This is a genomic window from Micromonospora sp. NPDC049645 (assembly GCF_040675155.1).
Lineage (GTDB): Bacteria > Actinomycetota > Actinomycetes > Mycobacteriales > Micromonosporaceae > Micromonospora.
Genome location: NZ_JBFAOI010000001.1, coordinates 991,698 through 1,012,418, shown reverse-complemented (window position 1 = coordinate 1,012,418; position 20,721 = coordinate 991,698). Strand labels below are relative to the sequence as shown.

Below are 20,721 nucleotides of genomic sequence, written 5' to 3'. Positions count from 1 at the left end.
GGTTAGGCGGTTAGGCGGTTAGGCGGCTCAGGACTGCGCGGGCCGCCTCCCGGGGGTCATCGCCCACTCGGTCGGGCAGCGCGCCGGCCAGCCAGAGAGTGGCGAAGCCGTGGGCGATCGACCAGGCCGCGAGCGCGTCCCGGCCGGTGTCGACGGGCACGCCGCCGGCGGGTAGCGCCGCCACCCCGGAGCGGAGCGCGGCACCGGCGCGTTCCCGGGCGGCGACCAGCTCGGCGTCGTCGGCCCGGTACAGCTCCGGCCGGAACATCACGTCGAAGTACGCGCGGCGCGTGACGGCGAAGTCGACGTAGGCAACGCCGGCCTCCAACAGATCGTCATCCGCCTCGGTCAACGTCTGGGCCAGCAGGTCGAAGCCCTGGGCGGCGAGCGCGGTGAGCAGGCCCGCCTTGTCGCCGAAGTGGTGGGCGGGCGCGGCATGCGAGACACCGGCCCGACGGGCCAGGTCACGCAGGCTCAGCGCGGCGGGCCCGACCTCCTCGATCGCCTCCAGTGCCGCGGCGAGCAGGGCGCGGCGCAGGTCGCCGTGGTGGTAGGCGCGCGTGTCGGTCATCCTCGAATCGTATCTTGCCATTGACAAGATGCCACCTTGACGCGCAATCTTGTCATCGACAAGTTCGACAGAGGAGGATCCGATGGCACCCCTGATCGCCCTGATCGTCGGCACCGCGCTGGCTCGACTCACCGGACTGGCCGGCGTCTGGGCACTGGACGGCTGGATTCCCGCGCTGCGCGTCGGGTTGGCCGTGATGTTCACGCTGACCTCCGTCGCGCACTTCGTCGGCCAGCGCCGCGCCGACCTGATCGCGATGGTCCCGCCCCGACCGCCCCGGCCGGGTCTGCTGGTCACCGTCACCGGCGCGCTGGAGCTGATCGGCGCGATCGGCCTGCTGGTGCCGGCGACCGCGCGGGTCGCGGCGGCCGGGCTCGGCCTACTCATGCTGGCGATGTTCCCGGCGAACGTCTCCGCCGCCCGCCGGGGGCTGACCCTCGCCGGCCGGCCGGTCACCCCGCTCGGCCAGCGCACCGCCCTACAGATCGTGTTCGTGGCCGCCGCCACGGCAATTTCGTTTGGTGCCTGACTATCAGGGGGCTAATCTACTTGTCGTGGAACTCGTGACCCTCCAGGACGTGCCGCTCGGACGGCTGCTGGTGGTGGCCGGGCACCTGGTCGGGCAACGGTGGAACCGTTACCTCGCCGAGGAGCACGGCCTCACCCAGGCCGGCATGATCACCCTGATGACGCTCGCCCGACACGGCGAGCTGCCGCACCGGGCGGTCGCCGAGAAGGGGTTCGTCCGCCCGGCGACGCTTACCGGCATCGTCGACACGCTCGAACGCGATGGCCTGGTCGAGCGGCAGCGCGACGACAGCGACCGGCGCAGCATCCGACTCGCCATCACCCCCGCCGGGCGGGAGCGGGTGGCCGCGCTCGGCGCGCTCATGCATTCCGGACGGCCCCTCACCTCGGTCGACGCCGACCCGGCGAAGGCCCAGGTGATCCGGGAGTTCCTGCTCGAAGTCATCGGCAGCGGCGACGACCCGCGGATGACCGGACGCCCTACCGAAACGAAGGACCCGGCGTGCTGATCCGACTCCTGCGCGGCCAACTGCGCACCTATCAGAGACCGTTGCTGGCGGTGGTGCTGCTCCAGTTCGTGGGCACCATGGCCTCGCTCTACCTGCCCAGCCTCAACGCGGACATCATCGACCAGGGCGTGGCCCGGGGCGACACCGACTACATCGTGCGCACCGGTGGCTGGATGCTGCTGGTCAGCCTGATCCAGATCGTCTGTTCGATCGCCGCCGTCTATCTGGGCGCCCGGGTCGCGATGGGCTTCGGCCGCGACGTACGCGCCGAGCTGTTCGGGCACGTCAACCGCTTCTCGGCCCGCGAGGTGGCCCGGTTCGGGGCGCCGTCGCTGATCACCCGTAACACCAACGACGTGCAACAGGTGCAGATGCTCGTGCTGATGAGCTGCACGATGCTGGTCGCCGCACCGATCATGAGCGTCGGCGGCGTGTTCATGGCGCTGCGCGAGGACATCGGGCTCTCCTGGCTGATGCTGGTCAGCGTTCCCGTACTGGCCATCGCGCTCGGCGCGATCATCCGGCGGATGGTGCCGGGCTTCCGGCTGATGCAGACCCGCATCGACACGGTCAACCGGGTGCTGCGTGAGCAGATCACCGGCATCCGGGTGGTCCGCGCGTTCGTCCGCGAGCCGTACGAGACGGACCGGTTCGGCGTCGCCAACGCCGACCTGACCGCCACCGCGCTGCGTACCGGACGGTTGCTGGCGTTGATCTTCCCGGTGGTCATGCTGGTGCTGAACGTCTCCAGCGTGGCGGTGCTCTGGTTCGGCGCGCAGCGGGTGGACGCCGGCGCGATCCAGGTCGGCGCGCTCACCGCGTTCCTGCAGTACCTGATGCAGATCCTGATGGCGGTCATGATGGCCACCTTCATGCTGATGATGGTGCCGCGGGCCGCTGTCTGCGCCGAGCGGATCGTCGAGGTGCTGGACACCGACTCCTCGGTGGTCCCGGCCAGCGCGCCGGTCACCGAGCTGCCCACCCGAGCGGAGCTGGAGCTGCGCGGCGTGCGCTTCCAGTACCCGGGAGCGGTGGAGCCGGTGCTGCGGGACATCTCCTTCCGGGCCACCCCGGGTACCACCACGGCGATCATCGGCAGCACCGGCGCCGGCAAGACGACCCTGCTCTCGCTGATCCCGCGCCTGGTCGACGTCACCGCAGGCGCGGTGCTGGTCGACGGGGTGGACGTGCGGGAGTTGGCACCGGACGAGCTGTGGCGGCGCATCGGCCTGGTGCCGCAGCGGCCGTACCTGTTCACCGGGACGGTCGCCAGCAACCTGCGCTACGGCAACCCGGACGCCACCGACGAGGAGCTGTGGACGGCGCTGGAGATCGCCCAGGCCCGTGACTTCGTGGCCCAGATGCCCGGTGGGCTGGACGCGCCGATCGCGCAGGGCGGCACCACCGTCTCCGGTGGGCAGCGGCAGCGCCTGGCCATCGCCCGGGCCCTGGTCCGGCAGCCGGAGATCTACCTCTTCGACGACTCGTTCTCCGCCCTCGACCTGGGCACCGACGCGCGACTGAGAGCGGCGCTGCGGCCGGTCACCGCGCAGTCCGCGGTGGTGATCGTGGCCCAACGGGTCTCCACGATCATCGACGCCGACCAGATCATCGTTCTGGAAAATGGAGGGGTCGTCGGAGTGGGACGACACGCGGAGTTGTTGGACACCTGCCCGACGTACGCCGAGATCGTGGCCTCGCAGCAGACGGCGGAGGTGGCGGCATGAGCGAGCAGGACGAGCCGCGCGCCGCGGCCGTACCCAGTCAGAAGCCGGCCGGCGGCACCCCGCAGCAACCCGGCGGCGACGCGGGGACGCCGAAGCGGCTGCCGCCGGGGCGCCCGGGTGGCGGCCCGGGGTGGATGAGCGCCGGGATGCCCGCCGAGAAGTCGATGAACTTCGGGCCCTCGGCCCGCCGGCTGCTCGGCCGACTGCGCTCACACCGGATGCACCTGGCCGCGATCATCACCCTCGCGGTGGTGAGCGTCGGCTTCAGCGTGGCCGGGCCGAAGATCCTCGGCCACGCCACCGACCTGATCTTCAGCGGGGTGATCGGTCGGCAACTGCCCGCCGGCACCACCGCCGAGCAGGCCGTCGCGGCGGCCCGAGCCAGCGGCAACGACAGCTTCGCCGACATGCTGGCCCGGATGGACGTGGTGCCCGGTGTGGGCATCGACTTCAGCGCCCTGAGTCGGGTGCTGCTGCTGGCGCTCGGGCTCTACCTGGCGGCGAGCCTCCTGTCCTGGTGGCAGGGCTGGCTGCTCAACGGCGTGGTCCAGCGCACCGTGCTGCGGCTGCGCGCCGAGGTGGAGGAGAAGCTCAACCGGCTGCCGCTGCCCTACTTCGACCGGCAGCCGCGCGGTGAGCTGCTCAGCCGGGTCACCAACGACATCGACAACATCTCCACCAGCCTCCAGCAGACCCTCAGCCAGCTGCTCACGTCGCTGCTGACCGTCGTCGGCGTGCTGGCCGTGATGTTCTGGATCTCGCCGGTGCTGGCCCTGGTGGCCCTGGTCGCGGTGCCGCTGTCGGTGCTGGTCACCCAGCGCATCGCCAAGCGCTCACAGAAGCAGTTCATCGCCCAGTGGACGCACACCGGGCAGCTGAACGGCCAGATCGAGGAGGCGTACACCGGTCATGAGCTGGTGAAGGTCTTCGGCCGGCAGCGTGAGGTGGAGGCCGCGTTCCACGCGAAGAACGAGGAGCTGTTCCGTGCCAGCTTCGGGGCGCAGTTCATCTCCGGGATCATCATGCCGTCGATGATGTTCATCGGAAACCTGAGCTACGTGGCGATCGCCGTGGTCGGCGGGTTGCGGGTCGCCTCGGGCACGATGAGCCTCGGCGACGTGCAGGCGTTCATCCAGTACTCCCGCCAGTTCACCCAGCCGCTCACCCAACTCGCCTCGATGGCCAACCTGCTCCAGTCCGGGGTGGCGTCGGCCGAGCGGGTCTTCGCGGTGCTCGACGCCGACGAGCAGACCCCCGACCCGGTCGAGCCGGCCCGCGTGGCCGACCCGCACGGACGGGTCGAGTTCGAGCACGTCTCGTTCCGCTACGAGCCGGACAAGCCACTGATCGACGACCTGTCGCTGGTCGCCGAGCCGGGGCACACGGTGGCCATCGTCGGCCCGACCGGCGCCGGCAAGACCACACTGGTCAACCTGGTCATGCGGTTCTACGAGCTGGACGCCGGCCGGATCACCCTCGACGGGGTGGACATCACCACGATGCGCCGCGACGACCTGCGCGGCCGGATCGGCATGGTGCTCCAGGACACCTGGCTGTTCGGTGGCACCATCCGGGACAACATCGCCTACGGGCGGCCGGACGCGACCGAGGAGGAGATCCTCGCCGCGGCCCGGGCCACCTTCGTCGACCGGTTCGTGCGCAGCCTGCCCGACGGCTACGACACGGTCATCGACGAGGAGGGCAGCAACGTCAGCGCCGGCGAGAAACAGCTCATCACCATCGCTCGGGCGTTCCTCGCCGAGCCGTCGCTGCTGATCCTCGACGAGGCCACCAGCTCCGTGGACACCCGCACCGAGGTGCTGCTGCAACGGGCGATGGCGGCGCTGCGCTCGGACCGGACCAGCTTCGTCATCGCACACCGGCTCTCCACCATCCGCGACGCCGACCTGATCCTGATGATGGAGAACGGCCGGATCGTCGAGCAGGGCACCCACGAGCAGTTGCTCGCCGCCCAGGGCGCCTACCACCGGCTCTACCGCTCACAGTTCACCGGCGCGGTGGTGGACGAGGAACCGGCCGCTCAACCCGCGACGGTCTAGCGCATGCGTCGCATCCTCCGATCGGTGGGCGGGTCAGGCCGGCGGCAGCAGGTCGGCCGCGCGGGCGGCGACCTGCCCACCGATCAGGGCGAGCGCGGCGTCGGCGGGCATCGGGCCCAGGGCGTGGCCGCCGCGCAGGCGCAGCGCGAGATGCCCGTCGGCCACCTCCCGGGCACCCAACACCCCGAGGTACGGGACGCGGCGGCGCGCCGCGTCCCGGACCCGGGCGCCCAACGAGCCGGCCACGTCGACCTCGACCCGCAGGCCGGCGTCGACAGCGCGCCGGGCCAGCTCGACCGCAGCGTCGACCTGGCCGTCGTCGACCGGCAGCAGCACCAACTGGACCGGCGCGTACCAGGCCGGGAACGCGCCCTCGTGCACCTCGATGAGGTACGCGAACAGCCGCTCCATGCTGCCGACCAGGCTGCGGTGCACCATGACCGGCCGACGGCGGCTCCCGTCCGAGTCGGTGTACGACAGGTCGAACCGTTCGGGCTTGTCGAAGTCCAGTTGGATGGTGGAGATGGTCGACTCCCGACCGGCGGCGTCGACGATCTGGATGTCGATCTTCGGGCCGTAGAAGGCGGCCTCCCCCGGCGCCTCGACGTACTCCACCCCGGCCAGCGCCTCGCGCAGCAACTCCTCGGCGTGGGCCCACTGCGCGTCGTCGCCGACGTATTTCCCACCCGGGCCGCGCAGCGACAGCCGGAACCCGGCCGGCCGGACGCCGAGCGCGGCGTGCGCGGCACGGATCAGCCCGAGGATCTCGACGACCTCCGCGCCAACCTGGTCGGGGGCGCAGAAGGTGTGCGCGTCGTTGAGCGAGATGGCGCGTACCCGGGACAGCCCGCCGAGCACGCCGGAACGCTCCGAGCGGTACATCCCGCCCAGCTCCGCGATCCGCAACGGCAGCTCCCGGTAGGAACGCCCCCGCGCCCGGAAGACCAACGCGTGGTGCGGGCAGAGCGCCGGCCGGAGCACGAACTCGTCGTCGGCGCTCAGCCGCATCGGCGGGAACATGTCGTCGGCGAAGTAGCCGAGATGGCCGGAGAGTTCGAAGAGTTCACGCTTGCCCAGCGGCGGCGAGTACACGTGCTGGTGGCCGGAGCGACGCTCCAACTCCCGGACGTACTCCTCGACGGCGTGCCGGGCGGCGGCGCCGGCCGGCAGCCAGATCGGCAGGCCGGCACCGGCCAGCGGATCGGAGACGAACAGGTCCAGCTCGCGGCCGAGCCTACGGTGGTCGATCATGTCGGGCTCCTGGATCGGGTACGACCCGGAGGCGACCTGGACACCGAACGCCGCGCGGCCCTCGGGGGCGGATCGCCCCGGGGCCTGGTCGACGGTGGTTACGTCAGAGCGGCGCGCCGGGGACACCCGGCGTCGTGGTCACCACTACCGCACTGCGCATACCGCGACCGTACCCGCCCGGCAGTCGGGGACGCACCCGGATTTGCGGCGGCGGGAGAGGGGTGGGCCGCCGGCGCGGGACCCGCCGGCGGCCCTGGCGGCCGAATCGTCAGGAACGGGGGACCCGACGGGCATGGCCGCGCCGCCAACGGTACGCCGACGAACGCCGATCCGCCGCCCGCCCGGAACGGGCGGGACAGCCACGAAACCCGTCACCCGACAGCGATCGGCCTCGTTGTAGCTGGGTGGCCCGGCCGTGTCGACGATCACCACGGGCCGGGGCCGTCCACGGTGACGCCGGACACGACGTCAGGCTCAAGACACCCAATCGGCCGCATCCGGCGAGGTGGCAGGCGTGCCCGAACTTCTGACTGACGTCGCGTCGCCGACGTGGGCGTACCTGGTGCTGCTCGCCCTGCTGATCGCGGACGCCTTCGTCCCGGTGATCCCCACCCAGATCGTCATGATCACCAGTGGGGCGCTCACCGTCTACGGCGGGCTAAGCCTGCCGGTCACCATCGCCGTCGGCACGCTCGGTGTGTTCGCCGGCGACCTGGCCTGCTACCTGTTGGGGCGGAGCGCGCCGGACCGGCGGCAACCACGGCACGCCGAGCTGAGCCGCGCCCGCCGGGTGGCCAGCCGGGTCACCCAGGGGCTGCGACAACCCGGGCCGCTGGTCATCCTGCTCTGCCGGTTCGTGCCCGGCGGCCGGATGGCTGCCTGCTTCTCGGCCGGCCGTAGCCGCTACCCGTACCGCCTGTTCGTGCTCTACGAGGCCGTCGCCGCGCTGGGTTGGGCGACCTACGGCGCGCTGGTCGGGCACCTGGGCGGCACCGCGCTGACCGAGTCGGCCTGGCGGCTGGCCATCATCGCCACCGCCGCGGCGGCCGGCTTCGCCGCGGCCGGCTGGGCCATGACCCTGGTCAGCGCCCGCCACGCCCGCGCCGCCGCCGCAGTCGACGTCCCCATCGACTGACCGCGCACCACTGAAGGCCTCTAGGGGTGGTCCCGGGGGGCGATTTCGGTGGCCGTCCCGGATTCGGCTGGGGTGTCCGCGGCGACAGGCTGAGGCATGCCTGAAACCCGGAGTACCGGCCTGCTGGCCCTGGGCGGAATCGCCCTGGCGGCGCTGCTCACCGTGATCGGTCACCTGGAAGTCAACGACGACCTCAACCCGTGGGCGCTGACCATCAGCGACTTCGCGGTCTCCGACCGGGGCGGCGTCATCGACGTCGCGATGGTGGTGCTCGCGCTCGCCACCGTGGCGCTGCTGTACGGGCTGCGTCGCAGCGCACCAGCACCGTCCGGCCGTGCGGCCGAGCTGCTGCTCGGCGCGTGGGCGGGTGGCCTGCTGCTGGCCGCGGTGGTGCCGACGAACGATCCGGGCACGGCCATGACCACGGCGGCCTACGTGCACCGGTACGCGTCGGTGGCCGCGTTCCTGGCACTGCCGGCGGCCGGTTGGCTGCTCGCCCGTCGGCGCGATCTGGCGCCGGCCGCCCGGACGCTACGCATCCTGGTCCTGTTGAGCCTGACCCTGGCGGCGGCGATGGTCTGGTCCGCCTACCCCGGTGACCGTCTGCTGATCGGCCTGGCCGAACGGCTGCTCATCCTCGTCGAGGTGGCGGTGCTGGCAATCGTCGCGCTGACCCAGGCCCGCGCCGTGGTCGATCATGGAGTCGTGGTGCCTCACCGAAGCGGCGTCGCGGCGTGAACCGCCCACCACAACTCCATGATCGACGACAAGGGGCGGGCGTTACTCCAACTCGTGCAGCATGAGCTGGCGGGCGGCCTCGGTGATCGAGCCGGACAGGCTCGGGTAGATGGTGATGGTCTGGGCCAGCTCGTTGACGGTGAGGTTGTTCTCCACCGCCATGGTGATGGGCAGGATCAGCTCGCTGGCCTTCGGAGCGACCACCACACCGCCGATCACCTGACCGCTGGCGGGCCGGCAGAACAGCTTCACGAAACCGTCGGAGAGGTCGTCCATCTTGGCCCGGGCGTTGCCGGACAGCGGCAGCATCACCTGCCGGGCCGGCACCTTGCCCGCGTCCACCTCGTCCTGGGAGACACCCACGGTGGCCAGCTCCGGGTCGGTGAAGACGTTCGCCGCGACGGTACGCAGCCGCAACGGCCGGACCGCCTCGCCGAGCGCGTGCCACATGGCGATCCGGCCCTGCATGGCGGCGACGCTGGCCAGCAGCAGCACCCCGGTGCAGTCGCCGGCGGCGTAGATGCCGGGCACGTTGGTCCGCGACGCCCGGTCGACGGTCACGTAGCCGCCCCGACCCAGCTCCACCCCGTACTCGGTCAGACCCAGGTTGGCCGTGTTCGGGATCGAACCGACGGTGATCAGCGCGTGCGAACCGGTCACCTTACGGCCGTCGGAGAGCTCCACCTCGACGCCGTCGTCGGTACGCCGGACCGCGTCGGCCCGGGAGTTGTTGAGGATCTCCATGCCCCGGTTACGGAACACCCGCTCGATGGCGGAGGCGGCGTCGGCGTCCTCGTGGGGCATCACCCGGTCCCGGCTGGAGACCAGGGTCACCTGCACCCCCATCGCCAGGTACGCGCTGGCGAACTCCGCGCCGGTCACGCCGGAGCCGACCACGATCAGGTGCTCGGGCAGCTCCGGCAGGTCGTACACCTGTCGCCAGGTCAGGATGCGCTCACCGTCCGGTACGGCGGTGGGCAGCTGGCGGGGGGTCGAGCCGGTCGCCACCAGCACGGTGGACGCGTCGATCGAGTATTCCTCGCCCCCGTCGGCGGGGCTGACGACGACCCGGTGGGTGTGCCCGAGGGAGTCCTCGCCGAGCCGGGCGGTGCCGGCCACGAAGGTGACCCCCGCCTTCAGCAGTTTCGCGTGGATGTCGGCGGACTGCGCCAGGGCGAGCCGCTTGACCCGCTCGTGCACCGCCCGCGCGTCGACGGTGACCGCCTCCAGGCCGTCCGAGTGCACCCCGAACTCCTCGGTGTCGCGGTAGCCGGTGACCACCCCGGAGCTGGCGATGAAGGTCTTCGACGGTACGCAGTCGGAGAGCACGCACGCGCCGCCCGCACCGTCGGCCTCCACCACGGTGACATCGGCGTCCAGCTGGGCGGCGACCAGTGCCGCCTCGTACCCGGCCGGCCCCCCGCCGATGATCACGATCCGGCTCACAGCGTTCGCCCTTCGTCCATGGTCACAGTGACTTTCTTCTCCCGAGCGCATTCGACACGCACTGTCGTATTCTCCCCCACCCGTCGGCCGGGCTATCGTCATCGCCGTGCGTCATCACGCCGCCTACGGCTCAAATCTCGATCCCGCCCGGATGCGGGCCTACTGTCCGCATTCGCCGATGGTGGGCACCGGCTGGCTGGAGGGCTGGCGGCTGACCTTCGCCGGCGCCGACGTGATCGGCTGGGAGGGCGCGGTGAGCACCCTGGTCGAGTCTCCCGGTGACCGGGTCTTCGTGGCGCTCTACGACATCCACCCGTACGACGCGGGCCAACTCGACGAGATCGAGGGCGTGACCGCCGGCACGTACCGCAAGCTGCACGTGCGGGTCTCCACCCTCGACGGCGACGTGACCGCGTGGATCTACGTCTTCAACGGGTACGAGGGTGGTCTGCCGACGTCGTGGTATCTGTCGGAGATCGCGAACGCCGCCGAGAAGGCGGGCGCCCCGGACGACTACGTCACCGAGCTTCGGGCCCGCCCCACCGGCACCGCGTCGGCGTAGCAGCGCGTATCGCACGCGTCCAGTCTGCTACCGCCGTCGATCGGATCGCCGGTCGGGCCCGACCGGGGTCGCCAATCACACACCGACCGCCGGTACGGGAAGTTCGTACATGTCGGTCCAATGGGTTTCCCGCAGGCCAACCGAGCGGTAGAGCGACAGCGGGGCGGTCGGATTGGTGAGGTCGACACCCAGGCCGGCCGCCCGCCGCCCCTTCTCGGCGTAGCGGGCGAAGGCGCGCCGCAGCAGCGCCGCACCCACGCCCCGGCGACGGTACGCGGACAGCACCGACAGACTCTTCACCCAGCCGGAATTCTGGTCGAGCGCCTGGTCCGAGGACTGCAACGCGCCGACCGGCACCCCGTCCAGCTCGGCGACGAACCACTCGTCCCAGGCGGTCAGGTCGCCGATCCGGGCCCGCCACCGCTCGTACGACAGTGGCTCGTGATCCGGGGTGTCACCGAAGGCGGCCTGGTAGATCCGGTGGAACTCCACCAGGTCGGTCTCGTCGTCCGGGCGGACCGGTCGCACCGTCACGGCCGGCGGGTCGGCCGGCTCGTCGGGCAGGTCGTCCAGCGGTCGGCTCATCCGGACGTACCGCTTGACGAGGGTGAACCCGAGCCCGCGCAGGGCACGTTCCCAGTCCCGTTCCGGGGCGAAGACCGCGCAGCGGGCGGTGAGCGACGGCAGCCCCCGCTCGGCAGCGCGTTCGGCGACCCGGTCCAGTTGGCGGACCAGCAACGGCGCGCGGACGCCGGCGGCCCGTACCGGATCGACGTAGACCTCCACGAACTCCCGGCCCACCCCGGTCGGGTTGTCCACTGTCGCCCAGCCGACCACGGCGTCCTCCGGGTCGATGGCCAGCCAGGAGTCCCGGGCCGGATCGAAGTGGGGTCCGGTCAGCGACGCCACGACGTCCTCGGCGTCGAAGTCGGGATGGCCGATGGCGAAGGTGTCGGCGGCGTGCACCACCGCGAGGATCGCCGCCACGTCGTCGAGGGTGGGCCGGCGCGTCGTCCAACCAGCGGGAAGGGTCACGGCAGGAGATCCTGGCAGCCGATCTCCTCGGGCGCCGCCCATTTTCTGGCGGCCGGGAGGCTCAGCTTTCTGGCCGCCGGGAGGCTCAGCCGAGTTCGACCCGGGTGCGGTGCAGCAACTCCACCAACTCGGCGCCGTCGGCGGGGCCGAGGGCCGTGAACGCCGGCGCGGCCAGCCGGTTGGTCACCGCCTCCGCCCAGAGCCGGCGGCGCACCAGCGGCCCGATCGGCGGGTACGGAGGCGGCCAGCCGCAGGCCACCGCCCCAGCCTCGCCCTCCGGCCCGGCCAGCACGGCTTCCAGCGGACTCATCCCGGCGGCGCGTACCGCCAGCAGGTAGGCGCCGGTGAAGTGTTCCCGCAGCAGCCGCAGCCCGGCGGCGCTGCGGGCACCGGGAGACAGATCCGGAAGCGGCATCGCCCGCCAGGCGGCGAAGAGCGGCATCCCGCTGGCCTCCGCCGCCACCACGGCCCGCTCGACGAGCGCCGACAGGCGTTCGGTGCCGGGCAGGGGGCCGAGCTGCTGCACACCCCATCGGCAGCACTCGGCGAGGCTCGCGGCGGCCACCTCGAACGGCGGGACGACCCGGGCCGCGGCGTCCCAACCGTCGGCGACCGCGTCCGGGGCGATGAATCCGAGGGCCGCGGCGGCTGTCTCGGCCCGCACCTCGCCGAGAGCCCCGGCCCGGCCACTGATGTAGAAGGCCCAGCCGGAGATGCCGAGCAGTCGGGCCCGGCGCAACGTCGTCGGGTCCCGGCTGAACGCGTCACCCAGGTCGAGAACGACCGGCTTGCTGGCGGCCGCGACCTGCTCCGGAGTCACCGCGATGCCCTCGGCGGGCAACCCGACCCGTCGACCACGACCACGCCCCGACCCGGGGCCACTCGCCGTGGACGGCCCGCACACTCGTCGTCGTCCATCGATGGTCAGTCTGCCGCGCCACCGCCCGCGTCCGCATCCCCCTCTTCGGCCGCCAGTGCCTCGACCGCCGCCTCGACCTCACCCGCTCGCCGCCGCGCCACGGTGACCGCCCGCTCGGCGGCCCGTCGGGCGAGTTTGGCCCGGCTGAGATCCTGCTCGGCCACCGCGCGCCGCCGCTCCAGCTCGGCCAGCTCGGCCTCCAGGCCATCGAGTACGGCGGCGCCGTCGCGCTCGTGCCCGGTCGCCTCGGTCAACTCGGCCTCGGCGCGTTCCTGGTCGGCCCGTGCCTTGGCCAGTTCCCGGTCCAGGGCGCGACGCTGCCGGGCCCGCTCGGCTCGGGCCGCCCGCTGCGCGGCGCGCTCGGCCTGCTCGGCGCGTTCGGCCGCTCGGTCGGTGCGGGGCGCCGGTTCGGGACGCCCCCGCTGGGCGCCGGGTCGGCGGGGCGGGCGCTCCTCCTCGCGCTCCTCGTCCTCCTCGCCCTCGTCGCCGGTGACCAGCCGCAGTTGGGGCCGGGGCACCTCGCCGAAACCGGCGTAGCTGGCCGCCCGCAGCAGGCGACCCGCGCGCACCTGCTCGGCGACCTCGACGTCGGAGAACGCCGCGTTCAGGGTCGCCTCCACCTCGGCCAGGGGCAGCCGGCTCGCCGGTGGCGCGTCCGGCTCGGCCGCGGCGAGCTTGCGGGCCTCGGCGACCAGCGCGCCGACCACCGCGCGGCGCTGCGCGGACAGCTCCCGCAGTCGGGGCCCGCGTAGCTCCCGCTGGGCCGTTCGCAGGGCGTCGGCGAGCTGCACCAGGTCGGCGACCAGCTCCGGACGGCGGATGGCGAGCAGGTTGACCAGCCAGGCGGCCACCGTCGGGCGACGCAGTCGGGCGAGTTGTCGAGCCGTGGTCGGGTCGCCGGAGCGGCGGGCCTCGGCCACGGCGGCGTCCCGGGCGGCCACGAACCGGTCCGGTGGGGTGCGGTAGAGCTGCTGCACCAGCTCCGCGGAGAGGCCGGGCATCGGGTCAGACGTCCACCCGGCTACCGGGCTCCAGTCGCTGGTATTCGGTGCCGGACAGCGCGGCGTACTGCCGGTCGAGCACGCCCAGCCCGTTGTCGTTGAGCAGCGCGTCGTGCAGGGCGTACGCGCGCCGGGGTGCGACCGCGCGGATGAAGTCGACCACCTCGGAGAACTTCGACCAGGGGGCGTGGATCGGCGCGAAGAGCGTGTCGACGGGTGTCTCGTCGGGCACCACCAGCGCGTCGCCCGGGTGGTAGACCACGTCGTTGATCAGGTAACCGAGGTTGTCGACCACCGGGATGTCCGGGTGGATCACGGCGTGCCGTCCCCCGTACGCGCGAACGGCGACCCCGGCGGCGGTGAACGACTGACCGACGCTGACCGGGTTCAACACCTCGGCCGCGTCGCCCAGAGCCCCGGCGAGCGAGGCGGGTCCGTGGATCGGGAACGGCCGTCGGTCGAGCTGGAGGCGTACCGCCGCGAGGTCCAGGTGGTCGGGGTGTTCGTGGGTGATCAGCACCGCGTCCGCGCCGTCCAGTGCCGTCGCGGGGTCACTGAACATCCCGGGGTCGATGACGAGCACTCCCCCGTCGTGTTCCACCCGGAGGCAGGAGTGGGCGTACTTGGTGAGCCGCATCGTGACTCCTCGATTATCGAATCGTGACGTCCTCAGCGCAGTCTGCCGGAACCGGCCGACGTGTGCGCCGCGTCCGAGCTATCGCCACACCGGTTGACGACGATGGGAGCGGGGATGGACGGACAGGTGGTACGACGCCGCGGCGCGCTGTTGGCGGCGACGACACTGGCGGCGGCGTTGGCGCTGACGGGATGCGGTGCCGGCGACAGCGGGTCGAAGGACACCGCGGGCTCGGCGGCGGAGGCGCCGGCTGCCAACGGCGGTGCGGTGGGCAAGGACGCCGCCGCCGGGGCGCCGGAGGCGGCCGGCGCCGGCGCGCCGGACCTGCGGGTCGACCAGCGCGCGATCATCTACACCGGAACGATGCGGGTGCAGGTGAACGATGTGGACGCGGCCGCCCGCGAGGCCACCGCCGTGGCGACCCGGGCCGGTGGCTTCGTCGGCGGCGACCAGCGGCGCAGTGCCGACGCCGACGCGGTGGCCGAGCTGGAGCTGCGGGTGCCGGCGGCGAGGTTCACCGGCGTGGTGGACGAGATCGCGAAGCTCGGTCGGCAGCAGAGCCGGGAGATCGACACTCAGGACGTCACCGAGGAGACCGTCGACCTCGACGCGCGGATCGCCAGTCAGCGGGCCCGGGTGGACAGCGCCCGCCGGTTGCTGGCCCGAGCCACCTCGATCACCGACCTGGTGTCGCTGGAGAACGAGTTGGGTCGCCGGGAGGCCGACCTGGCCTCGCTGGAGGCCAAGAAGCGACGCCTGGCCGACCTCACCGCCCTCTCCACCATCACCGTGTCGCTGGTCGGGCCGGCGGCGACGGCCACCGAGGAGAAGGCCGAGACCGGTTTCCTGGTCGGGCTCAGGGGCGGCTGGAAGGCGTTCGTCGTCTCGATGACCGTCCTGCTCACGGTGCTGGGCGCGTTGCTGCCGTGGCTGGTGGCGCTCGGCGTGCCGCTGGGGGTGCTGCTGGTGGTGCTGCTGGTGGTGCTGCGCCGGCGGCGCAGGCCCTCGGCGCTGGTCGCGCCGGTCAGCGCACCGCCGCAAGTGCCCGCAGCGCGGTCTGCACCATGACCCGTACGCCGACCGGGATGGCCCGCTCGTCCACGTCGAAGCTCGCCCGGTGCAGGTCGACGTTGGGGCCGGAGCGGCCCACGCCGAGCCGGGCGAGGGCGCCGGGGACGTACTCCAGATACCAGGAGAAGTCCTCGCCGCCCATGCTCTGCGGTGTCTCGGCGATCCCGTCCGGGCCGAGCGCGGCGGAGGTGGCGGCGGTCAGCACCTGGATGGCGCGGGAGTCGTTGCACACCGGTGGCCGGCCGCGCAGGTATTCCAGGTCGACCGTGGCGCCGGTCGGCGCGATCACGTCCCGCACCACCTGAGCGACGATCTTGGGAGCCTGCTCCCAGGTGTCGCGGTCCATCACCCGCAGGGTGCCGGAGGCGCTCGCCTCGGACGGGATGACGTTGTAACGGGTGCCGGCCGAGGCGTGGCCGAAGACCAGCAGCAGGCCGCTGTTGGCCGGCACCCGGCGGCTGACCAGGGCGGGCACCTCGGTGATCAGCCGACCGAGCGCGTCGACCAGGTCGACGGTCAGGTGCGGGCGGGCGGTGTGCCCACCCGGGCCGGAGAGTCGGACGGTCACGTTGTCGGCCGCCGCGGTGATCGGGCCGACCCGCAGACCGACCTGGCCCACCGGCAGGTTCGGGTCGCAGTGCAGCGCGAAGATCTGCACCACGTCGTCCAGGCCACCGGCCTCGATGACCTCCAGCGATCCGCAGGGCAGGATCTCCTCGGCCGGCTGGAAGATCAGCCGGACCCGGCCGTCCAACTCGCCGAGGTCGGCGAGTTGGGCAAGCAGCATGCCGACGCCGAGCAGGATCGAGGTGTGCACGTCGTGCCCGCAGGCGTGGCACACGCCTTCCACCGTCGACCGGTACGCGACGTCCTTGGGGTCGTCCAGCGGCAGGGCGTCGATGTCGGCGCGCAGCGCGATGACCGGGCCGTCCGGCCGGCCGTTGACGTCGCAGATCACGCCATTGCCCTTGGGCAGCAGGCGCGGGGTCAGCCCGGCGAGCGACAGCTCCCGGGCGATCAGCGCGGCCGTCTCGAACTCGTTGCCGGAGAGCTCAGGGTGCGAGTGGAGGTGACGGCGCGTAGCGATCAGCCCCGGTACCCGGAGCGCGAGGAGGTGGTCCAGCTCGCGGGGCAGGGGCTGGGATCCGGGCGGCGGCTCCGGCCAGGACGACGCCAGCTGGCCACTCGTGGGCAGCGTCAACGCACTCGTCACGTCGAATTCTCGATCACTAGAGATGGATGGATCATCGGGGACAGCAGACAGCCTAGACCTCCGACGGTGACGCTGCGCAACCTCGTTACGGTAATGATCAGACCGCACAGCGTCACGTATGCCCTGCTGAGAGCGCTCGTCAAGGTGGGGGACAGCAGGTAGATCGCGGTCGAACGCCGTCATCTGCCCCTCACCTCCTACAACGCGTAACCGATCGAGGCGGTCACGAATACCCGACGGCACTCGGCCCCCTGTTGCGAATTGTCGCATTAGTCGGGGTGGTGAACTGACACTCCGACAATTAGCCGACCACACTCCGCAACGAGCCGGATAAGGACGCTCACACGCACGCTCACATCGTGGGCGCACACGGTGTGCGTCCAGGCTCAACCGACCCGGTACCCGCTCGACCCGCTGGACACACCGCGCCCGACCGGGGCCGCGGCCGGACGGTCAGAAGCGATCGGTCGGCCGGTACAGGCCCCACACCTCGCGCAGCGTCCCGCAGACCTCGCCCACGGTCGCCCGGGCCCGCAGCGCCTCCTTCATCGGGTACAGCACGTTGTCGGTGCCGTCGGCGGCGGCCCGCAGATCGGCGAGCGCCCGCGCCACCGCGTCGGCGTCCCGCTCGGCGCGCAGCCGGGCCAGCCGGTCGGCCTGGGCCGCCTCGATCGTCGGGTCGACCCGCAACGGCTCGTACGGCTCCTCCTCGTCCACGGTGAACCGGTTGAGCCCGACCACCACCCGCTCCCCCGAGTCGATCTCCTGGGCGATCCGGTACGCGGACTGCTCGATCTCCCGCTTCTGGAACCCGGCCTCGATCGCGTCCACCGCCGAACCGTGATCGGCCACCCGCTCCATCAACTCGACGGCGGCGGCCTCCATCTCGGCGGTCATCGCCTCCACCACGTACGAGCCGGCGAACGGGTCGACGGTGGCGGTCAGGTCGGTCTCGTACGCCAGCACCTGCTGCGTACGCAGCGCGAGTCGGGCCGCCTTCTCGGTGGGCAGCGCGATCGCCTCGTCGAAGCTGTTGGTGTGCAGCGACTGGGTGCCACCGAGCACCGCGCCCAACCCCTGCACCGCCACCCGGACCAGGTTCACCTCGGGCTGCTGCGCGGTGAGCTGCACCCCGGCGGTCTGGGTGTGGAACCGCAGCATCATCGACTTCGGATCCTTGGCGCCGAAGTCGTCACGCATCAGCCGCGCCCAGATCCGCCGGGCCGCGCGGAACTTCGCCACCTCCTCCAGCAACGTAGTGCGGGCCACGAAGAAGAAGGACAGCCGGGGCGCGAAGTCGTCGACGGCGAGCCCGGCGGCCAGCGCCGCCCGGACGTACTCCACGCCGTTGGCCAGGGTGAACGCGATCTCCTGCGCGGGCGTGGCGCCGGCCTCGGCCATGTGGTAACCGGAGATGGAGATGGTGTTCCACTTCGGCACCTCCTTGCGGCAGTACGCGAACGTGTCGGCCACCAGGCGCAGCGACGGCTTCGGCGGGAAGATGTACGTCCCCCGGGCGATGTACTCCTTGAGGATGTCGTTCTGGATGGTGCCGTTGAGCGCCGCGCCGGGCACCCCGTTCTCCTCGGCGACGAGTTGGTAGAGCAGCAGCAGCACCGAGCCGGGCGCGTTGATGGTCATCGAGGTGGACACCTTGTCCAGTGGGATGTCGGCGAAGAGCAGCCGCATGTCCTCGATGGAGTCGATCGCCACGCCCACCTTGCCGACCTCGCCGTGCGCGATCGGCTCGTCCGAGTCGTAGCCCATCTGGGTCGGCAGGTCGAAGGCGACCGAGAGGCCCATCGTGCCGGCCCGCAACAGTTGGTGGTACCGCGCGTTGGACTCGGTGGCGGTGCCGAAGCCGGCGTACTGACGCATGGTCCACGGGCGGGAGGTGTACATGGTGGGATAGACCCCCCGGGTGTACGGGAACTCGCCCGGGCTGCCCAGCCGGGAGTCCAGGTCTTCCGGAAGATCGGCCTCGGTGTAGACGCCGTTGATCGGGAAACCGGACTCGCTTGACCGCCGTTGGTTCATCCCCGGATGGTAGGACGCCTGGCCACGTCGTCGGGTGAGGGATACCGCACAGTGCGTCCCGACCGGTCGACACCAGGTGAACGACAGGGCACGTTCTGTCGACTTCGACAAACGTCCGTCGCGTCGGCTTTCGCATCGGGCGTCGGAACCAGCAAGATAGGGGGGTTGTGTCCCAGCCCCCCTCGATTTCCCCCGGTGGCTTTTCTGTGACTCAGATCCCGACGTGGAGCGGCGGACCAGTTAGTCCCGCCAACGGACGAGCGGCGCCCGGCACCACCATCGGTGGCCGGTACTCGCTGCGGTCCTCGGTGGGCAACGGCGGCATGGGCACGGTGTGGCGCGCCACAGACACACTGCTGCGCCGTGACGTGGCGGTGAAGGAGGTTGTGCTACCCCCGGGGCTGGCCCCCAGCGACCGGGACGCGATGTACGAACGCACCCTGCGCGAGGCCCGCGCCGCCGCCGCCATCCAGCACCCCGCCGTGGTGCAGGTGTACGACGTGGTCACCGAGGCCGGCCGACCGTGGATCGTGATGGAGCTGCTGGACGCCCGCAGCCTCGCCGACATGGTGATCGAGGACGGGCCAGTCGCGCCGCGCGCCGTCGCCAAGATCGGGATCGCGCTGCTCGGCGCGCTGGAGGTCGCGCACGCGATCGGCGTGCTGCACCGCGACGTCAAACCCGCCAACGTGCTGATCTGCACCGACGGGCGCTGCGTGCTGACCGACTTCGGGGTCGCCCGGATGCCCACCGACGTGCAGCTCACCACCCCCGGCATGGTGCTCGGCTCGCCGCACTTCATCTCGCCCGAGCGGGCCATGGGCCAGGAGTTCGGCCCGCCGAGCGACCTCTTCTCGCTGGGTGTGACGCTCTACACCGCGGTCGAGGGGCGGCCCCCGTTCGACAAGGGTGACCCGATCGAGACCATGCACGCCGTGGTCGAGGACCCGCCCGCCCCGCCGCAACGCAGCGGCCCGCTGACCCGCGTGCTGATGGGTCTGCTGGAGAAGGACCCGGCGCGTCGACTGGACGTGCACACCTCCCGGGCCATGCTGCGCGAGCTGCTCGCCGGCCCGCTGGGCAGCACGGCGACCGCCGTGCACTCGGTCACCGACCCGTACGCCGTGGTGCCGGTGCAGCAGCGCCCCGTGCCTGTCCTCCCGCCGGCCCAGCCGGAGCCGAAGCCGGACAGCCAGATCGGCGGCCCGGCGATGCTGGCCCCGGGTGAGTCCCTGACCGACCGGCTGGCCGCGCTGCGTCGAGGCGAGCGCAAGCGGGCGGCCGGCGCGGCCGGGGCCACCGGCGGGCTCGACGAGACCAGCGCCGACGCGTTGGCCGGCCCGCTGCACACGCCCACGGGCGCGATGCCGACACCCGGCCGACCGGCCGCCGGGCGCACCTACGGTGGCAACGCGGACGCCACCCAGCGGGTGGACGCCGGCGGGCACCCGGACGCCACCCAGCGGGTCAGCTACGGCAGTCCCGCCGACGCCACCCAGCAGGTCGGGTTCGGCGGGGCGCCGGAGGCCACCCAGCGCATCGGTGGCACCTACGGCGGCGGCAACCAGTGGTCGGTGCCCGGCACCGGCCAGCCCTGGGCCGCCACGCCCGCCGCTTCGGGCGGTGGCGCGCTGGACAAGGCCCGGGCCACCGGAGGTCAACTCGTCACCACCGTCAAGGGCTGGCCCCGCAAGGTGCAGCTCGCCGCGGCGGGCGGGTTGGTCGTCGTGCTGCTGCTCACCGTGGTGGCGCTCTCCGGTGGCGACGACGAGACCCCGCCGAACACCTCGGCGGCGAAGCCCACCGCGTCCGCCCCGGCGGCTCCCGCCGTCGAGATGCAGGAGCACGCCGCCCGCGGGATCCAGGTCATGGTGCCGAAGGGCTGGAAGAAGACCACCGGCGGCTCGTACACCGACTACGTCGACCCGGAGGACAGCGGCCGCAAGGTTCGCATCATCACCGAGAAGTGGACCAGCAGCTCCGCCCGGTGGGCGGAGACGGCCGAGAACGGTCTCAAGACCCGGAGCACCTCCTGCGTCAAGCCGTACAACCAGATCTCCTCCACGGAGACCGAGCTGGCCAGCAAACCGGCCGCCGAATTCGAGTACACCTGCGGCGCGGGTGACGTGATGCGGCACGGCGTCTGGCGGGGCGTGGCCCAGGACGGCAAGGCGTATTCGTTCTACCTCACCGCGACGGACGCCAAGTTCGCGGAGAGCAAGCCGATCTTCGACGAGATGGTGCGGACGTTCCAGCTCACCGGGAACGGCTGAGCCGGAGG

At 72.0% G+C, this 20,721-nt stretch carries 18 protein-coding genes; 9 read left to right on the top strand and 9 right to left on the bottom strand.

The window, feature by feature from the left end; translation table 11 throughout:
• Nucleotides 1-10: 10 nt before the first annotated feature.
• Complete coding sequence (locus tag AB0J33_RS04755) at nt 11-571, bottom strand: TetR/AcrR family transcriptional regulator (protein ID WP_363609828.1); 561 nt, start codon at nt 569-571, stop codon at nt 11-13.
• 82 nt (nt 572-653) lie between these two features.
• Here AB0J33_RS04755 and AB0J33_RS04750 point away from each other — a divergent pair, with 82 nt between their 5' ends.
• Genes AB0J33_RS04750 through AB0J33_RS04735 form a run of 4 tightly spaced genes read left to right on the top strand, consistent with a single transcriptional unit; the run spans nt 654 to nt 5,395 of the window.
• Complete coding sequence (locus AB0J33_RS04750; RefSeq protein WP_363609826.1) at nt 654-1,100, top strand: DoxX family membrane protein; 447 nt, start codon at nt 654-656, stop codon at nt 1,098-1,100.
• 25 nt (nt 1,101-1,125) lie between these two features.
• Nucleotides 1,126-1,608 carry a MarR family transcriptional regulator gene (locus tag AB0J33_RS04745; protein ID WP_363609824.1) on the top strand — a complete coding sequence of 161 codons (483 nt, stop codon included), beginning with the start codon at nt 1,126-1,128 and terminating at the stop codon, nt 1,606-1,608.
• Complete coding sequence (locus AB0J33_RS04740; protein ID WP_363609822.1) at nt 1,602-3,335, top strand: ABC transporter ATP-binding protein; 1,734 nt, start codon at nt 1,602-1,604, stop codon at nt 3,333-3,335. Before AB0J33_RS04745 ends, AB0J33_RS04740 begins: the two co-directional genes overlap by 7 nt.
• On the top strand, nt 3,332-5,395 hold the full coding sequence (locus tag AB0J33_RS04735) for an ABC transporter ATP-binding protein (protein ID WP_363609820.1): 2,064 nt from the start codon (nt 3,332-3,334) through the stop codon (nt 5,393-5,395). The genes AB0J33_RS04740 and AB0J33_RS04735 overlap by 4 nt, the downstream gene beginning before the upstream one ends.
• Nucleotides 5,396-5,428: 33 nt before the next feature.
• Here AB0J33_RS04735 and thrS read toward each other — a convergent pair whose 3' ends face one another.
• Nucleotides 5,429-6,646, bottom strand: a complete 1,218-nt coding sequence (gene thrS, locus AB0J33_RS04730; RefSeq protein WP_363609818.1) for a threonine--tRNA ligase — start codon at nt 6,644-6,646, stop codon at nt 5,429-5,431.
• Between the two features lie 514 nt (nt 6,647-7,160).
• Between thrS and AB0J33_RS04725 the strand changes: the two genes are divergently transcribed.
• Together AB0J33_RS04725 and AB0J33_RS04720 are read left to right on the top strand one after the other, a co-directional pair.
• Nucleotides 7,161-7,781 (top strand): DedA family protein, encoded by a 621-nt coding sequence (locus AB0J33_RS04725; protein WP_363609816.1) that lies wholly within the window; start codon nt 7,161-7,163, stop codon nt 7,779-7,781.
• Nucleotides 7,782-7,877: 96 nt separating this feature from the next.
• Nucleotides 7,878-8,519 (top strand): DUF998 domain-containing protein, encoded by a 642-nt coding sequence (locus AB0J33_RS04720; protein ID WP_363609814.1) that lies wholly within the window; start codon nt 7,878-7,880, stop codon nt 8,517-8,519.
• Between the two features lie 42 nt (nt 8,520-8,561).
• Here AB0J33_RS04720 and AB0J33_RS04715 read toward each other — a convergent pair whose 3' ends face one another.
• Nucleotides 8,562-9,965 (bottom strand): NAD(P)H-quinone dehydrogenase, encoded by a 1,404-nt coding sequence (locus AB0J33_RS04715; protein ID WP_363609812.1) that lies wholly within the window; start codon nt 9,963-9,965, stop codon nt 8,562-8,564.
• A gap of 106 nt (nt 9,966-10,071) precedes the next feature.
• Between AB0J33_RS04715 and AB0J33_RS04710 the strand changes: the two genes are divergently transcribed.
• Nucleotides 10,072-10,527, top strand: coding sequence for a gamma-glutamylcyclotransferase (locus tag AB0J33_RS04710; RefSeq protein ID WP_112588201.1), 456 nt, complete (start codon nt 10,072-10,074; stop codon nt 10,525-10,527).
• 75 nt (nt 10,528-10,602) lie between these two features.
• Here AB0J33_RS04710 and AB0J33_RS04705 read toward each other — a convergent pair whose 3' ends face one another.
• The 4 genes from AB0J33_RS04705 to AB0J33_RS04690 all read right to left on the bottom strand — a co-directional run bounded on the left by AB0J33_RS04705 (nt 10,603) and on the right by AB0J33_RS04690 (nt 14,119).
• Entirely contained in the window at nt 10,603-11,562 is a 960-nt protein-coding gene (locus AB0J33_RS04705) for a GNAT family N-acetyltransferase (protein WP_363609810.1), read from the bottom strand.
• A gap of 85 nt (nt 11,563-11,647) precedes the next feature.
• Nucleotides 11,648-12,382 carry a hypothetical protein gene (locus AB0J33_RS04700; protein WP_363609808.1) on the bottom strand — a complete coding sequence of 245 codons (735 nt, stop codon included), beginning with the start codon at nt 12,380-12,382 and terminating at the stop codon, nt 11,648-11,650.
• A gap of 104 nt (nt 12,383-12,486) precedes the next feature.
• Nucleotides 12,487-13,482: a hypothetical protein gene (locus AB0J33_RS04695; RefSeq protein ID WP_363609806.1), complete on the bottom strand. Its 996-nt coding sequence runs from the start codon at nt 13,480-13,482 to the stop codon at nt 12,487-12,489.
• Between the two features lie 4 nt (nt 13,483-13,486).
• On the bottom strand, nt 13,487-14,119 hold the full coding sequence (locus AB0J33_RS04690; protein WP_363609804.1) for an MBL fold metallo-hydrolase: 633 nt from the start codon (nt 14,117-14,119) through the stop codon (nt 13,487-13,489).
• A 93-nt stretch (nt 14,120-14,212) separates the two neighbouring features.
• Between AB0J33_RS04690 and AB0J33_RS04685 the strand changes: the two genes are divergently transcribed.
• Entirely contained in the window at nt 14,213-15,187 is a 975-nt protein-coding gene (locus AB0J33_RS04685) for a DUF4349 domain-containing protein (protein WP_363609802.1), read from the top strand.
• Here the strand turns inward: AB0J33_RS04685 and AB0J33_RS04680 are convergent.
• Nucleotides 15,144-16,403, bottom strand: coding sequence for an amidohydrolase (locus AB0J33_RS04680; protein WP_363609800.1), 1,260 nt, complete (start codon nt 16,401-16,403; stop codon nt 15,144-15,146). The two genes, AB0J33_RS04685 and AB0J33_RS04680, sit on opposite strands and share 44 nt — an antisense overlap.
• Nucleotides 16,404-16,856: 453 nt before the next feature.
• Nucleotides 16,857-18,440 (bottom strand): methylmalonyl-CoA mutase family protein, encoded by a 1,584-nt coding sequence (locus AB0J33_RS04675; protein WP_363609798.1) that lies wholly within the window; start codon nt 18,438-18,440, stop codon nt 16,857-16,859.
• 206 nt (nt 18,441-18,646) lie between these two features.
• On the opposite strand from AB0J33_RS04675, the gene AB0J33_RS04670 reads away from it, so the two are divergent.
• The gene (locus tag AB0J33_RS04670) at nt 18,647-20,713 is read left to right on the top strand and encodes a serine/threonine-protein kinase (protein ID WP_363609796.1); all 2,067 of its coding nucleotides are present in this window, start codon (nt 18,647-18,649) and stop codon (nt 20,711-20,713) included.
• The last annotated feature ends 8 nt before the right edge of the window (nt 20,714-20,721 follow it).

What these genes read in the sequence shown, in the direction of transcription:
- AB0J33_RS04735 (WP_363609820.1), top strand. Translation starts at nt 3,332, where the DNA reads ATGAGCGAGCAGGACGAGCCGCGCGCCGCGGCCGTACCCAGTCAGAAG.
- AB0J33_RS04720 (WP_363609814.1), top strand. Translation starts at nt 7,878, where the DNA reads ATGCCTGAAACCCGGAGTACCGGCCTGCTGGCCCTGGGCGGAATCGCC.
- AB0J33_RS04675 (WP_363609798.1), bottom strand. Translation starts at nt 18,440, where the DNA reads ATGAACCAACGGCGGTCAAGCGAGTCCGGTTTCCCGATCAACGGCGTC.
- AB0J33_RS04695 (WP_363609806.1), bottom strand. Translation starts at nt 13,482, where the DNA reads ATGCCCGGCCTCTCCGCGGAGCTGGTGCAGCAGCTCTACCGCACCCCA.
- AB0J33_RS04750 (WP_363609826.1), top strand. Translation starts at nt 654, where the DNA reads ATGGCACCCCTGATCGCCCTGATCGTCGGCACCGCGCTGGCTCGACTC.
- AB0J33_RS04690 (WP_363609804.1), bottom strand. Translation starts at nt 14,119, where the DNA reads ATGCGGCTCACCAAGTACGCCCACTCCTGCCTCCGGGTGGAACACGAC.
- thrS (WP_363609818.1), bottom strand. Translation starts at nt 6,646, where the DNA reads ATGATCGACCACCGTAGGCTCGGCCGCGAGCTGGACCTGTTCGTCTCC.
- AB0J33_RS04755 (WP_363609828.1), bottom strand. Translation starts at nt 571, where the DNA reads ATGACCGACACGCGCGCCTACCACCACGGCGACCTGCGCCGCGCCCTG.